Here is a 13,802-nt window from a genome sequence, read left to right on the forward strand (position 1 = left end):
AGTTACGAAATTCAAACATCAAACCGACTGCTGTCGTATTCGGGGTTGGCGCCTTCGCAGGTGGTCACGAAGCCGCTGACTTCCACGGCCAGGTCCAGCGCGGCCGGCACGGGGCGTCCTTTCAGCAGCTGTGACAGGAAACCGGCGAGAAAGGAATCACCGCTGCCCACCGTGTCTTTCACCGTCACCTGTTTGGCCGGGCGTTCGTATTGCGTCTGTTTGTCTACATACAAGGCGCCTTTGCTGCCGCGGGTGATGATCAGTTGCGGCACACCGTAATGTTGCATCACCTTACGGGCGCCATCCACCGGCGAGCCGAAAGTATCGCCGGTAGCCTGCAGCACCAGCTGCAGTTCCTCTTCATTCATTTTCACCAGGTCTACCCGGCGCAATAGTTCCCGGATAACATTCATATCGCTGTGCGGCGGACGGATGTTAATATCCAGCACTTTATAGGGGGCGGCATCCAGCAGCTTCCATAACGTACTACGCGACACTTCGCTGCGTATGGCGAGGCTGCCGAAAACAAAAGCGCCGGCGCGGCGTATGAGCGCTTCCTGTTCCGGTTGCCATGCGATAAAATCCCATGCTACCGGTTTCAGGATATCGTAATGCATTTCGTGGTTCTCTCCTGCCGTGGCCAATACGGCGCCGGTGGGCTGCTGCGGGTCCGGTTGTACCGTCTCTTCCGGGATCTGCCACTGGCGGAGGATCTGCCGCAAGGCTTCACCGGCTTCATCGTCGCCGGTGCGACTGATAATATAACTGTCCATCCCGAGGCGGGAAAGATGATAAGCGACATTAAAGGGGGCGCCGCCGGGCTTGCGGACGCCGTTGGGAAATATGTCCCAGAGTATTTCTCCAAAGCATACGGTAACAGGCTTCATGCGAATTTTTTTTAAATGCGGTGATAGGGAAGATACTATCTTTCTGTTATTCGCGGAACAGTTTTTCAAGACCGGCGAGCGCTGTCTTCATGTTGATACCTTTGCCCAATACGGGTTTGAAAATATCTCCTTGTTCGCGTACCCGTTGCACGGCATTATGGATAGTAAAATCTTTCATCGTCAGCCCTTTTTTCACTTCTTCCCAGTGCAGCGGCATCGACACCGTGGCGCCGGGCTTGGGGCGCAGGGAGTAAGGCGCCGCTACGGTGGCCTGCGGCCTGTTTTGGAGAAAATCGATGTACATTTTTCTTTTCCGCCGGTTAGTGGCACGCTCAATGCTGGTGGTGTCCGGCAGGCGGCCATGTACCAGCCGGGCGATGATACGGCCGAATTCTTTGGATTGTTCGTAGGTGTATTTTGCACCCAGCGGAATATAGATATGCAGGCCGGTAGAGCCGGAAGTTTTACAGTAACCAGGGATGCCTGCCGCCTCCAGTATTTCGTGGGTCACCTGCGCCGCTTCAATCACCTCGTTGAAAGTAGTTTTATCGGGGTCAAGGTCAATAATACACCAGTCGGGGTTTTCCGGTTTGCGCAGCCGGCTGCTCCACGGGTTGATCTCTATACACCCCAGCGAGGCCATATACAGCAGCGTCGCTTCATTTTCTCCCACGAGATATTCTTTTTCGCGGGGCTCGTCGCTGCTGTGATAGGGAAACGTAGGCGCCCAGTCGGGCGCTTTGCCGGAAACATCTTTCTGATAAAAGCTCTCGCCTTTGATACCGTTGGGGAAGCGGTTGAGCGACTGTGGCCGGTCTTTGATATAAGGCACCATATAAGGCGCTATCTGATAGTAGTAGTTGATCATATCACGTTTGGTGATTTTTTCACCCGGCCAGTAGATCTTGCTGAGATTGGTGAATTTAAGCGCATGGCCGTTGATGGTGCGCACCTGTGTTTCTTCACCCGGGTTCAGCAATGTGTTGCGGACTTTAGCCGCTGCAGGCTTCAACGCTTTTTTCAGCGAAGTTGCTTTGGCGGTTTTCTTTTCCGTTGTGTTTTTTGATTTGGCGGTGCGTGCCTTCACCGGCTTTTCCGCTGTTACCTGTGCCGGTGCTTTGTCTTCCCGCATGCCTTCAAACGAGGGATGCCGCATGACGCCATCGGATGTCATTTCGCGGAAACTGACTTCGCAGATCAGTTGGGGCTTCAGCCAGACTGCCGCTGCCTGCGGGGGATTGGGCCGGAAACGGGAAGGTTTGTTCACATCGGGGATGACGGCAAACGGCGACTTTTTTACTTCCAGCGGAGCAAACTGTTTGATCAGTTCCTGTTGCAGCGCGATGGAGAATCCGGTACCGATTTTACCGGTGTATTGCAGTTTACCATTTTCGTATACCCCTACCAGTAAGGAGCTGAAAGGTTTGGAAGACCCTTCGTTTTTCGTATATCCGCCGATGACGACTTCCTGCCGGTTGCTGGTTTTGATTTTGAGCCAGTCGCGTGTGCGGACGCCGGGAGTATAGCGACTGTCGGTTCTTTTGGCGATGATACCTTCCAGCTTCAGCTTTTTAGCCTGTTCGAAGAAGTCGGTGCCGTCCGTTACAAAACCTTCGCTGAAACGAAGGACCGCGTTATTCACCGGCATCAGTTGCTGCAATAATTTTTTGCGCTGCATCAGTGGCAGCGGAGTGAGGTCTTTACCATTGAGCCAGAGGATGTCGAAGAGATAATACACCAGTTGGCCGTCTGCCTCGCTGCGCCATTCCTGCAACCGGCTGAAGTCCGTATACCCTTCTTCATCGATCACTACTATTTCGCCATCCACCACGGCGTTGACTTTCCATTGCTGCAACGCCTGGTAAACAGGGTAATATTTTTCATTAAAGGACTTGTTGTTACGTGACCGCAGTTCCACCGTTCCTTTGTCGAGGAAGGCCAGGGCGCGATACCCATCCCATTTGATTTCGTATAGCCAGCCGGGTTCGTCGGTGGCAGACGATGTGAGGGTAGCCAGCATGGGCGTGGTATTACCGGGTTTGGGCATGGCCTGTTTACCGGAAGTTCTTTGAGCGCACATAGGCAACAGGTTTTATGACTTACGCCGGTTGTATAACAGTGCGCCGGTGGCGACCAGTGTTACCACGCCGGCCAGTATCAGCCATTTGGGAATGCGGGCCGCCGGCACATATTCGACACCGTTGACGCCTGCCACCGCTGCTTCTTCCACATATCGTCCGCAGCGGGGTTTGGCCGCTGTTTGGAAGTGGTCGGCCAGCCACTGCAGGCGGCGCTGCATCCCGGCGCCGTAGAGAGGGCGCCCATGACCGGTGGCCACTGCCTCCGGTTGCAGTTCCGCCAGCTTTTTCACGCTGGTTTCTGCAGATATCCAATCGGGTGTGAAATATTTCGGAGGGCCGGAGACTTGTTTGGCTTGTGTGATAGTGCTGCTCAGGGCTTCTGCACGGGTGGTCACAAATGCGTCGCCCGCGAGCAACAGTTTATCTTCGTCGCGGAAAAGGCTGATGTGTCCCGGAGTGTGACCGGGCGTTTCGATGTAACGCCAGCCATCCAGTCCGGGAATCGTTTTGTCTTCCGGCAGCAATAGCAGATGCCCATTCAGGTCGATGGGGTCTTTAGGGAAAGTCCATGACATCATCGTCATGAGGCCGCCGCCGGCGCAGGGGTCTGGTGGCGGATAGGCCGAACGGCCCGTCAGATAAGGCGCTTCCAGGTAATGTGCATATACCGGTATTTCCCATTCCCGTAGTAGCGATGGCAGCGCACCTACATGGTCAAAATGACCGTGTGTCAGCACAATCGCCGAAGGCACAAAGTGCGGGGCAAACAGTTGCCGCGCCGCCGCTTTGATTTTGGGGGCTGATGTGCGGAGGCCTGCATCTACCAGTACCCATGAGCGGGTACGTGCATTCTGCACCAGGTACATGTTCACAAAAAGATCACGGATGCCCCACACGCCCGGCGCCACCTGAAACCATGCCCTGTCTGCCATCTCTTCAATGTTGGTAATGTTTTCCATAGTATGCACTTTTGGAGGTTGTTACCACAATTCCCGTTCCTGCAATAAAGCCTGAGCTCGTTACTGACTAACAAGCCAGGACCAGCGGGTCCCCTTCATCTTTGAATTTCCTTTCATCACTGCGGACAGGCACGTCATTGATAGACGCAAACCGGCGCTGCATCAGGCCGTGAGCGTCAAACTCCCATAATTCATTGCCGTAAGAGCGAAACCAGTTGCCCACCTTGTCGTGCCATTCGTATTCAAACCTTACCGCTATTTTGTTGTCGTTGAAAGTCCACAGTTCCTTTTTCAGGCGGTAATCCAGTTCTTTTTCCCATTTTTTAGTCAAAAAGGCCACTACTTCCTCGCGGCCGTTGATGAACTGGTCACGGTTGCGCCATTCAGTGTTTACAGTGTAGGCTTTTGATACTTTTTCGGGATCACGGCTGTTCCAGGCATCTTCTGCCATTTGAACTTTCTGCAGGGCGGTCTCCAGCGTGAAAGGAGGAAAGGGAGGTTTCTGTTCCATGTTTTTCATTTTTTTTGATCCACAATAATAGACAGACCAATCTGTCTATTTTTAGTAAAGATATGACTTATTGTTATTTGAGCAAGAATTTTTTTGGGAAGATTTGGAGGAAGATCCCCTCATCAGCTTGCTATATTTGAAAAATCGGCTATCTTGATTCCTCATAACAAGCCACACATTTTCATCCACCGTTGACAAACACCAATATGCAATTAGAGAACGTCTATATTACGGCAGCCGGTAAATATCTCCCTGGCGCGCCTGTTCACAATGATGAAATAGAAGAATACCTTGGGTTGATTGACGGGAAACCATCCCGCAGCAAAACGAAGATGCTGTCTCAAAACGGTATCCGGTCGAGGTATTACGCGCTGGACAAACAACAACGTACAACCCATACCGTTAGCGGCATGACTGCCAGGGCCATTGAAGATTGCCTGAGCCGGAACGGCGCCAGCAAGACAGACATACAGCTCATCTCTGCCGCTACCACACAGTCTGACTTACCGGTGCCCGGTTTCGCCAGCATGGTGCATGCCGACCTGGGCAGCCCTGCCTGCGAAATTGCCAGTCACCAGAGCGTGTGCGCAGCAGGATTGATGGCTATCAAAAACGCCTATACGAATATTCAGACCGGCGCCGCGCAAACAGCCGTAGCCTGCGCCGGAGAACTGGCCAGCAGGCTCTTTAAAGCCAAACGGTTTGAACAGCAGCAACGTATCCGTGACGGGCACGGACTGGAACTGGAAACAGATTTTCTCCGCTGGATGCTGTCAGACGGCGCCGGCGCATTGTTATTGCAAAACAGGCCGGCAGCGCAACATATCAGCTTGCAAATAGAATGGATAGACCTGCGGTCCTATGCACACCTGTACGACGTATGCATGTATGCAGGCAGAAACAAAGGAGAAGCCGGTGGTCGGCCGCTCTCATGGATGGACTATGACAGTTTCTCTGCGGCAGACAGGGACGGAGCGCTCAACCTGAAGCAGGACCTCCGGCTGGTAGACAACATGGTGAAGCTGGGCGTACAACGCTTTTTCGAGCTGGTCGATGAAGGGAAGTTTGACGCAGCGGGGTTCGACTGGCTGGTATGCCACTACTCTTCCCATCACTTTAAGGAGAAGATCATACAGCTGTTGGCCAAAGGCGGCGTTGCCATCCCTGAAGAAAAATGGTTCAGCAACCTGTACTCCGTTGGTAACGTGGGCACCGCTTCCATCTTTGTTTTGCTGGAAGAACTGTTGCGCAGCAAACCCCTGAAAGCAGGCGATAAAATACTCTGCATGGTGCCTGAAAGCGGTCGTTTTATCACTGGCTTTATGATGCTGACAGTAGTACCGCCAACAGCCTCGCAGACCTTTGATCCATCGTCCTTGCTTACAGACATTAAGGCGCCTGAAATCAGGATACATCTGGAGAACCCGGTACTGGAATGGCTGATACGCCAGCTGACGACGGTATGGATCGATTTTGAAAGTTCCCTGCGACAGGTGCCGATTGTTAAAAAGATATTTTCCGGCACGCTCACACTGGAAGAATACAAAGCCCTGCTGTTCAACCTCCGGCAGCAGGTGATAGACGGCTCCCAGTGGATCGCCCGCGCGGCCTCCAACGTGAGCATCGGGCATTTCGATATCCGCTCTTCCTTTATCTCCCATTCCCGCGATGAACACCGGGACTACCAGATACTGGAAAAGAACTATATTCAATGTGGCGGCAGCCTTGAAGAACTGCAACGGGGAGAGAAGAACATCGGCAGCGAAGCGTTGAGCGCCTACATGTTCCAGAGGGCCAGCCAGCCGGACCCCTTTGATCTGCTGGGCGGCATGTTCATCATCGAGGGCCTCGGCAACCGTGTGGCGGGCAACTGGGGACGCGCCATTCAGCAACAGCTGCAACTGCGGGACGACCAGGTATCGTTTTTCACTTATCATGAAACCAGCGATTCCAGCGAAAACCATTTCGAACGGTTTGAAAACGCGATCCAGTCAGGCCTGCTGACGACCAGCCTTGCAGAGAGAATCGTAAAAACCGCGAAAGTAACAGGCCGTTTATACCGGCTGCAACTGGAGCAAATTGGAAATTACTGACCGTATTGTACTTGTGTATGAAAGACAGCGCTTATTTTGAACAGCTGGAGAATAACCCCAGGAATCCCAGCCACTGGCATGCCCTGTTCCTCGACAGCAGCATCCCGTTCAACCCGGACGCCAAAGCCGCGTTCCTGTACGATTCCAGCCGCAGGACCAAACAGTTCCTGTATCCTTTCGTAAAAGTGTTTGCCCGGCTGGGCATCATTCTGCTGCAGGTGTTTAAAGCTATTGCACCTAATATTATCAATGCGCCGCAACGCCTGCACCGCTGGCTGTACCGGGGCATGAAATACTGCATTACACCGGAAGCCAATTTCCTGATCCTGCGTCATTTTTACCTGGGATCGGAAGTGCTGCGGTTTATAAAAGACAATGTGAAAGATATCGAAGACATTCCCATGCATCCGTTGAAACCGGTGTCCGTCAATGCCGTAAAGGATGACCTCTTTCTACAGCACGATCTTAATCTCTACAACTTTATCATCAACCTGAATAATGCGCTGAAAGCAAAAGGCAAGACCATTACCAAAGTGAATGAACCTGATTTTAGCGCCATCACCGTGGGGCCGCTGCCCTTTGAGCCTTTCCGGAACAAATGGAGCAACTGCATTGATCTGGCTACTGCTATTGAGATATTCACACCGGTGTACCAGTTCTTTCTGACGGATAGTGATTTCTGGAGAGCATCCAATTCATTACAGCTGGATGAGGTGATCGGGTTATATGCCGCTACGATCATGAACTGCCCGGAGCGGCTGGTAGCGCTGAACAATAAACATCCCATGATCCCGCTGCCCACTTATGGCGCTGCTTTCCGGCTCACGTTGCACGGCCTTTCCACAGAAGTGCTGCATGCGTTGCTGGTAGAACAAAAGCTAAAACAGGCAGCAGCCAACTAAAGCAGTTCAGCCACCATCTTTCTGGCCTCCTGTACCGGCCACTGGTTGGCATACAGCTGGCTCTCCACCATGGCGGATTCAAAAAGCAGGTAAATATGGTCCTGCACCAGTTGTTTTTCCTTGTTGAGAATAGCAGAAAAATAAGCGCGCAGGTCCTTCTTATGGTCCCGGATAATACGGAGGGCTTCCCCGTCCTGTGCAGTGATTTCAGAGAGGATATTTAAAAAAGCGCACCCACGGTAGTTTTCCTTTTCGTTGATGTCCAGCAGGAAATCGAAGGCGGCGAGGATTTTCTCTTTGGGTTTGGAAGGCTTTTCCGTAAAGCTTTTCAGGGCGTCAAACCAGTAGTTGTGCCGGTATTCCAGGAAAGCTTCCAGCAACGCTTCCTTGGAGGCGAAATGCAGGTACAGGCTGGCCCTGGCCACACCCGCTTCCTGCAATACCTGGTTGATGCCGGTGGCGTGGTAGCCCTGCCTGTAAAATAGATCGGTGGCTGTATCCAGCAACCGCTGCCGGGGATCACTGCTTTTCTGTTTCATACTACAAAGATAAGACAGACTGATCTATCTTTCGGGTGATACTACCGTTACCCCGTTTTTACCCGCTATAATGGCTTCATGGGCCATCCGGTAAAACAGGGACGTCTCCAGTATCCCGGGGATGGCCTTTAACTGTGGATTAATTTCTGCAACCGGGGGAAATGCGGTAAAGAAGATGTCGATCAGCAGGTTGCCCCGTTCGGTGATCACAGCCCCGTCTTTTTTGTTGCTAAGCCGCAACTGCGGTTGTGCGTCGGGGTACAGGCGGCGCAATGCCTGTTGCACGAAAGACAACGCATCCGGGACCAGTTCTATCACCACCGGTACGGTAGGCAGTAGTTTTTCCACATATTTGGGACCGTCGCCCACCAGTATAAACCGTTGGGCCATGGCGGCCAGCAGCTTTTCCAGCGTATGTACGCCGCCACCGCTTTTCAGGGCGTTGAGCTGACGGTCAAATTGATCGCAGCCGTCGAAATGGAAGTCCAGCTGCGCTACGGAAGCCGTTTCCCGGATGATAAACCCGTGTTCCTGCAACAGCAGCCGGGTGTTAAAAGAGGCCGTCACAACGGAGATGTTTTCCCGCAGGCCCGGCGCCGCCGCCAATTCCCGCACCAGGTGCGCGATCGTGCTACCCGCTCCCAGTCCCACGGTATGCCCTTCCCGTATATAAGTCAATGCTTTCCTGGCTGCTTCCAGTTTATAGTCAATCGTTTCCATGCTGTATTACTTCCCCTAAAAGTAATTAAATGCTTCAGCAGTAGGCACTTAAAAAAACAGTTTTTTTAATCCGCAGAATTTTCTTTTCTTGCAAATGCAAACGATTGCATAAATGAAGACCTTTAGTTATCCTGAAAGACCTGAAGCCCGGATTTGTCCCGCCCATACATACCCTACCACCACCTTTAAACATTCCACATGAGAAAAAAATTACTCCCCCTGCTTTTGTTATGCTGGCTGGCAGCTGCACAGGCATCCACCGCACAAACGACGGTAACATCCCTGTCAGCGCTGCAATCAGCCATCAACAACGCCGGTCCCGGTGACGTCATCATCCTGGCCAACGGCACCTACACCGCTTCGGCCGATATCTCCATCACCAAACAAGGCACGGCAGCACAGCCGATCACCATCAGGGCACAATCGGTAGCAGGCGCTATTATCACCGGCACCGGCGGGTTTAACATCTCCAGCCCGGCCAGATACATCGTTGTGCAGGGATTTAAATTCACCCACAGCGCCAGCAAAGCTAAAACAGGCAGCGGCACGTCGTTCTGCCGCTTTACCCGCAACATCTTCGAGACGCCGGGCGACGGCGAAAACCTGACCATCGCCGGCAGTCACCATGAAATAGATTACAATACCTTCCAGCATAAAAATGCGCTGGGCCGTTTCCTCGCCATCCGTGGCAGCGGCAGCCAGATAGCGGACAGCCTGTGGATACACCACAACTACTTCCTCGACCAGCAGCCCCAGTCCGGCAACGGCATAGAAACGCTGCAGTTTGGGCTGAGCGGCTACAGCATGTCTTCCAGCAACAGCATCGTGGAATACAACCTCTTTGAACAATGCGCCGGCGAAAATGAAATGATCTCCGTGAAAGCTTCGGCAGTAACGCTGCGGTACAATACCATCCGCGACTGTCCTGCGCAGTTCACCCTCCGCCACGGCAACAAGTGCAAAGTGTACGGCAACTACTTCATCAACACACCGGGCATCCGCATCTTCGGCGACGACCATTTCATCTACAGCAACCATTTCGAAAGCTGCAATCCTGCCATCAACATCGGCAACGGCGACGGTGAAGTGGCCGACGGCTCTCCCCTCACCTGCCATGACCGCCCCGACCGCGTGCTGATCGCTTTCAACACCCTTGTCAACAATACCAGCAACATCACCCAGTCAGGCCGCACCGACGGCCTGGGCGCCACCTACACCAACGTAGCTTACAACATCATCCAGGGAGGCAGCACCGCCGCACAGATCGCCGGCCCGTACACCAATCCCACCTGGAAAGGCAATATCATCTATAGTACCAGCGCCGGCGCCATTCCCGGCGGTGGTTATGTTACCGCCAATCCACAGGTAGCCCGCGACACCACCGGCACCTTCCACCTGCAGTCCGGCAGCCCGGCCATCGGCGCCGCCACCTCCGGCTACACCGATGTGAAATTCGATATGGACGGCCAATCCCGCTCGCTCCCCCTGGACGCCGGCGCCGACCAGGTATCCACCGCCCCGGTGACCGCCAGGATACTCACACCTGCCATGGTAGGACACAACGCCAATTCCACCCCGCCTGTTAACCAACTGGTAGACCTCACCGACAACGGCGGCGTCATCACCGGTCAGTATCCCAACACCACGAAACCGTCGGAAGACATCCCCAGCCTGATAGATAACAACACCGCCACCAAATACTTCCGCAGCGGCAGGACCGCCTTATGGGTACAATACAAATCCACTACGCCCGCCGCTGTCACCAAATACACGCTGACCTCCGGCAACGACGTTCCCGGCCGCGACCCGAAAAACTGGACGCTGCAAGGCTCCAACGACACCATCACCTGGACCAGCATTGACAGCCGCTCCAATCAAACTTTCGACAGCCGCGGGCTCACCAAAAGCTATACCTGTACCAATACCACCGCCTACCGCTATTACCGGCTGAACATCACCGCCAATAACGGTGACACGGGTACGCAATTGGCAGAATGGGAACTGTTTGCACTGCAGGCCGGCAACATGATGGCCACAGTGGACATGGAAGTGCCGGTCAATGTATATCCCAACCCCACCACTGGGCTTTTCAAAGTGAAGCTGACAGACAAAAAAAATAAATCTTACCGGCTGATCGTACTCGACGCGAAAGGTCACCAGGTAGCCGCCACCGTGCTGGGAGCCGATCAGACCACCCTCGAAGCTAATTTTAATCTCACCGCCATGCCGGGAGGCATGTATTTCGTACAGGTGAGCGACGGGCTGCATCAAACAACCCGCAGCGTGTTTAAATATTGATCATTCCAAATTCCCCCAGGGGCCCGGGGCTCACGCCCTGGGCTACGATCTCTTTCAGATCCGTTAACCGGAAGTTTAAACGTTAAGCCAAATGAGAACCTGAATAACAACGTAGCCCGGGGCATGAGCCCCGGGCCCCCGGGAAATGCAGATTTCGGAGAATGCGCGCATATGGTTTATAAACGTTTCATTATTTCCATGCAGGCCCGTGCGTTATGATACGGGCATTTCCACAGGCCGGCTTTATCTTCTTCCATTACGGCGCCGTCTTCCCGGATGCCCCAATACCATTCGCCATGAGTTTTATCCAGCAGATGTTCTTCGGTGAACTTCCAGCAGTCATACGCCCGCTGCAGGAACCTGCCTGAAGGCTGCAACTGCCATGCGTTTACAAATCCTACGATGGCTTCCGCCTGCGGCCACCAGTGCTTTTCGGCTACCATGTGCTGTGTGGACGGTTCATACTCATACCACAATCCGCCGTCACGGGCAAGGCCTTCTTCAGTTGCCAGGGCCATCTTCAGCGCCATGGCTTTGAAGTCGGCAGTCAGTTCGGCATCGTGGATGACCTGTGCAGCTTCCAGCAGCAACCAGCTTGCCTCTATATCGTGACCGTAAGATACCAGCCGTCCTTTCACCTGCCATTGCTCATCGAAAAAGAGATGCAGGTGCCCGCTTTTACGATCGATGATGCGGTCGCGGAAAAGCCGCAATAAATCCTGTATGTTTTTCTTCAGTGTACTTTCCGGCCATACCGTGTAGAGGTTGGCGTAAGCTTCCAGTACATGCAGATGCGTGTTCATGGTCTTCTTTTCGTTGGCGTCTTTTTCACTGAGCCGTTGGTCCTGCAAAGGCTTCCATTCCCGCGTAAACGCTTCGAAATACCCGCCTGACTTCGGATCGTAAGCATACTGCTGCAAATTGTTGTACAGGCGGATGGCGACAGCGCGCGCCGCTTCTTCTTTGGTGGCCCGGTAATATTCGCTGTAAGCATAGATGGCGAAAGCAATGGCATACACCTGTTTTTTGGTTTCCAGCGGACGGCCCTCGTAGTCTGCCGTCCAGAACACGCCGCCGTATTCCGTATCCAGCAGGTGTTCCCTGAACCAGCATTCCGCACGGCGCGCCAGCGGCAACAGCGTGGTATCACCTGTAAGGTTATACGCAGCGGCGAAAGTCCACAGGATACGCGCATTCAGTACCGCACCTTTGGGCGCCCGGGGATCAATGTTGTTGTAATTATCCACCTTTCCGTAGAACCCGCCGTATTGTTCATCCGGCAGGCAGGTGGTCCAGTAATGAAGGATGCGGTGCAATTCGGTCTGTAGTGCCTGTTTTAATGCTTGCTGTATCATCAGTTGAGTTGTTGTTTGCGGACAGCCAGTTCTTTGCTGATAAGGGCTATACGGTTTTCCGACAAAGGATATAAAACGATAAAAAGAATAGACAACAGCGACCCTGCGGCGGGCAGCCAGCTTAACATCAGTACAATACCCTGCTGTGTGGCGTGTTCCTGTACGCTGTTGGCCTGAAAACCGAAGTATCCCAGCAGCCAGCCGGTAATAGCGCCGCCGATCGTCCAGCCGAACTTCTGCGACATGGAGGAGGAAGAGAAGATGAGCCCTGTAGCCCTACGGCCGTTCCTCCATTCGGAATAGTCAGCGATATCTGCATACATGGACCATAACAGGGGAAAGACAATCCCGGCACAAACGCTGATGATGAACTGAAACACATAAATAAGCACGAGCTGCTCTCTCTGCAGCCAGAAAAAGCCGATGCTTAACACAGAAGCAATCACCATGGCCGAAAGATAGGTATTCTTTTTACCGATGCGGTTGCCCACCGGCGATGCCAGCACCACGCCCATGATATTGGCGCCCTGCCCTATCAGCAGGTAAAGGGTGGAATAAGTCACCTTGGTGGTCCCCAGCTGAAAGGCGGCGTCCTGCTGAATAAAATACTTGAAATAATACAGGGTGGCCCCATCGCGGATAGAGTTGAATATGAGCGCTGCCACGCCTGCGCCTAATAATATCCACCAGGGCCTGTTCTGCCAAAGGTCCCGCAGGTCCTCTTTCAGGGATGCAGATTGTTCAAAGGCCGGTTTTACCCGTTCCTTCACCCAGGCAAAACATAACAGGAACAGCAGTACGCAAATCAATGCAATGACCGTCACCCCCAGCTGCCAGCCGCGTTGCGGCGTGGCCTCTTTGCTGAAAATACTGACCAGCGGCTCTATCAGCGCCACCGCCAGCAGGCTGCCGCCAAAGGCAAACGCCATCCGGAAGGAAGCCAGCGTGTTCCTGTCACGCCCGTCAGGCGAGATAACGCCCAGCAACGACGCATAAGGTACATTGATCAGCGAATAGATCATCATCATCGCGGAGTAAGTGACATAGGCGTAAATCAGTTTGCCCGGAGCGCTGTAGGCAGGTGTGGTAAAGGTGAGCACCCCGATGATGCCGAAAGGGACGGCCATGTACAGGAGATATGGACGGAACTTACCCCAGCGGGAACTGGTACGGTCTGCCATAGTGCCTACCACCGGGTCAAAAAGCGTGTCCCAGATGCGGGTGATGAGAAACATGGTACCGGCGGCGGCGGCGGTAATTCCCATCACATCGGTATAAAAAAACAACAGATACATACCGAACAGCTTCCAGAACATGGAGGAAGCCATGTCGCCAAAACCATAGCCGATTTTTTCCTTGAGCGTTATTTGGTTGTCCATACGTGGGTATAAAGCTGGCTGTTATTGCCAGGCAAAACTATCCCCACAAATTACATTTTCTATAATACTTATTTATCC

General features: G+C 53.3%; 11 protein-coding genes. 3 read left to right on the plus strand and 8 right to left on the minus strand.

Going from position 1 to position 13,802, the window contains the following annotated elements:
• Positions 1-11 precede the first annotated feature (11 nt).
• The 4 genes from HF324_RS26510 to HF324_RS26525 form a co-directional block, all read right to left on the minus strand.
• Positions 12-887, minus strand: coding sequence for a carbohydrate kinase family protein (locus HF324_RS26510; RefSeq protein ID WP_168861259.1), 876 nt, complete (start codon positions 885-887; stop codon positions 12-14).
• A gap of 46 nt (positions 888-933) precedes the next feature.
• Positions 934-2,967, minus strand: coding sequence for a DNA ligase D (gene ligD, locus HF324_RS26515; RefSeq protein ID WP_258539201.1), 2,034 nt, complete (start codon positions 2,965-2,967; stop codon positions 934-936).
• A gap of 12 nt (positions 2,968-2,979) precedes the next feature.
• Positions 2,980-3,927: an MBL fold metallo-hydrolase gene (locus HF324_RS26520; RefSeq protein ID WP_168805979.1), complete on the minus strand. Its 948-nt coding sequence runs from the start codon at positions 3,925-3,927 to the stop codon at positions 2,980-2,982.
• Positions 3,928-3,994: 67 nt separating this feature from the next.
• A complete protein-coding gene (locus HF324_RS26525) occupies positions 3,995-4,438 on the minus strand; it encodes a nuclear transport factor 2 family protein (RefSeq protein WP_168805981.1) in 444 nt (147 codons plus the stop codon).
• A gap of 206 nt (positions 4,439-4,644) precedes the next feature.
• On the opposite strand from HF324_RS26525, the gene HF324_RS26530 reads away from it, so the two are divergent.
• On the plus strand, positions 4,645-6,531 hold the full coding sequence (locus HF324_RS26530; protein WP_168861260.1) for a beta-ketoacyl-ACP synthase III: 1,887 nt from the start codon (positions 4,645-4,647) through the stop codon (positions 6,529-6,531).
• A gap of 17 nt (positions 6,532-6,548) precedes the next feature.
• The gene (locus HF324_RS26535) at positions 6,549-7,433 is read left to right on the plus strand and encodes a DUF6999 family protein (protein ID WP_168861261.1); all 885 of its coding nucleotides are present in this window, start codon (positions 6,549-6,551) and stop codon (positions 7,431-7,433) included.
• Here the strand turns inward: HF324_RS26535 and HF324_RS26540 are convergent.
• Together HF324_RS26540 and rpiA are read right to left on the minus strand one after the other, a co-directional pair.
• Positions 7,430-7,972: a TetR/AcrR family transcriptional regulator gene (locus tag HF324_RS26540; protein WP_168805987.1), complete on the minus strand. Its 543-nt coding sequence runs from the start codon at positions 7,970-7,972 to the stop codon at positions 7,430-7,432. The two genes, HF324_RS26535 and HF324_RS26540, sit on opposite strands and share 4 nt — an antisense overlap.
• A 24-nt stretch (positions 7,973-7,996) precedes the next feature.
• Positions 7,997-8,692: a ribose 5-phosphate isomerase A gene (gene rpiA, locus HF324_RS26545; RefSeq protein WP_168805989.1), complete on the minus strand. Its 696-nt coding sequence runs from the start codon at positions 8,690-8,692 to the stop codon at positions 7,997-7,999.
• 198 nt (positions 8,693-8,890) lie between these two features.
• Here rpiA and HF324_RS26550 point away from each other — a divergent pair, with 198 nt between their 5' ends.
• Positions 8,891-10,990 (plus strand): chondroitinase-B domain-containing protein, encoded by a 2,100-nt coding sequence (locus HF324_RS26550; protein ID WP_168805991.1) that lies wholly within the window; start codon positions 8,891-8,893, stop codon positions 10,988-10,990.
• A 176-nt stretch (positions 10,991-11,166) separates the two neighbouring features.
• On the opposite strand, the gene HF324_RS26555 is transcribed toward HF324_RS26550, so the two are convergent.
• A complete protein-coding gene (locus HF324_RS26555) occupies positions 11,167-12,345 on the minus strand; it encodes an AGE family epimerase/isomerase (protein ID WP_246269294.1) in 1,179 nt (392 codons plus the stop codon).
• Complete coding sequence (locus HF324_RS26560; protein ID WP_168805993.1) at positions 12,345-13,724, minus strand: MFS transporter; 1,380 nt, start codon at positions 13,722-13,724, stop codon at positions 12,345-12,347. The genes HF324_RS26555 and HF324_RS26560 overlap by 1 nt, the downstream gene beginning before the upstream one ends.
• Between the last annotated feature and the right edge of the window lie 78 nt (positions 13,725-13,802).

The organism is Chitinophaga oryzae (assembly GCF_012516375.2).
Classification (GTDB): domain Bacteria; phylum Bacteroidota; class Bacteroidia; order Chitinophagales; family Chitinophagaceae; genus Chitinophaga; species Chitinophaga oryzae.

What these genes read in the sequence shown, in the direction of transcription:
- HF324_RS26510 (WP_168861259.1), bottom strand. Translation starts at nt 887, where the DNA reads ATGAAGCCTGTTACCGTATGCTTTGGAGAAATACTCTGGGACATATTT.
- ligD (WP_258539201.1), bottom strand. Translation starts at nt 2,967, where the DNA reads ATGTGCGCTCAAAGAACTTCCGGTAAACAGGCCATGCCCAAACCCGGT.
- HF324_RS26520 (WP_168805979.1), bottom strand. Translation starts at nt 3,927, where the DNA reads ATGGAAAACATTACCAACATTGAAGAGATGGCAGACAGGGCATGGTTT.
- HF324_RS26525 (WP_168805981.1), bottom strand. Translation starts at nt 4,438, where the DNA reads ATGGAACAGAAACCTCCCTTTCCTCCTTTCACGCTGGAGACCGCCCTG.
- HF324_RS26530 (WP_168861260.1), top strand. Translation starts at nt 4,645, where the DNA reads ATGCAATTAGAGAACGTCTATATTACGGCAGCCGGTAAATATCTCCCT.
- HF324_RS26535 (WP_168861261.1), top strand. Translation starts at nt 6,549, where the DNA reads ATGAAAGACAGCGCTTATTTTGAACAGCTGGAGAATAACCCCAGGAAT.
- HF324_RS26540 (WP_168805987.1), bottom strand. Translation starts at nt 7,972, where the DNA reads ATGAAACAGAAAAGCAGTGATCCCCGGCAGCGGTTGCTGGATACAGCC.
- rpiA (WP_168805989.1), bottom strand. Translation starts at nt 8,692, where the DNA reads ATGGAAACGATTGACTATAAACTGGAAGCAGCCAGGAAAGCATTGACT.
- HF324_RS26550 (WP_168805991.1), top strand. Translation starts at nt 8,891, where the DNA reads ATGAGAAAAAAATTACTCCCCCTGCTTTTGTTATGCTGGCTGGCAGCT.
- HF324_RS26555 (WP_246269294.1), bottom strand. Translation starts at nt 12,345, where the DNA reads ATGATACAGCAAGCATTAAAACAGGCACTACAGACCGAATTGCACCGC.
- HF324_RS26560 (WP_168805993.1), bottom strand. Translation starts at nt 13,724, where the DNA reads ATGGACAACCAAATAACGCTCAAGGAAAAAATCGGCTATGGTTTTGGC.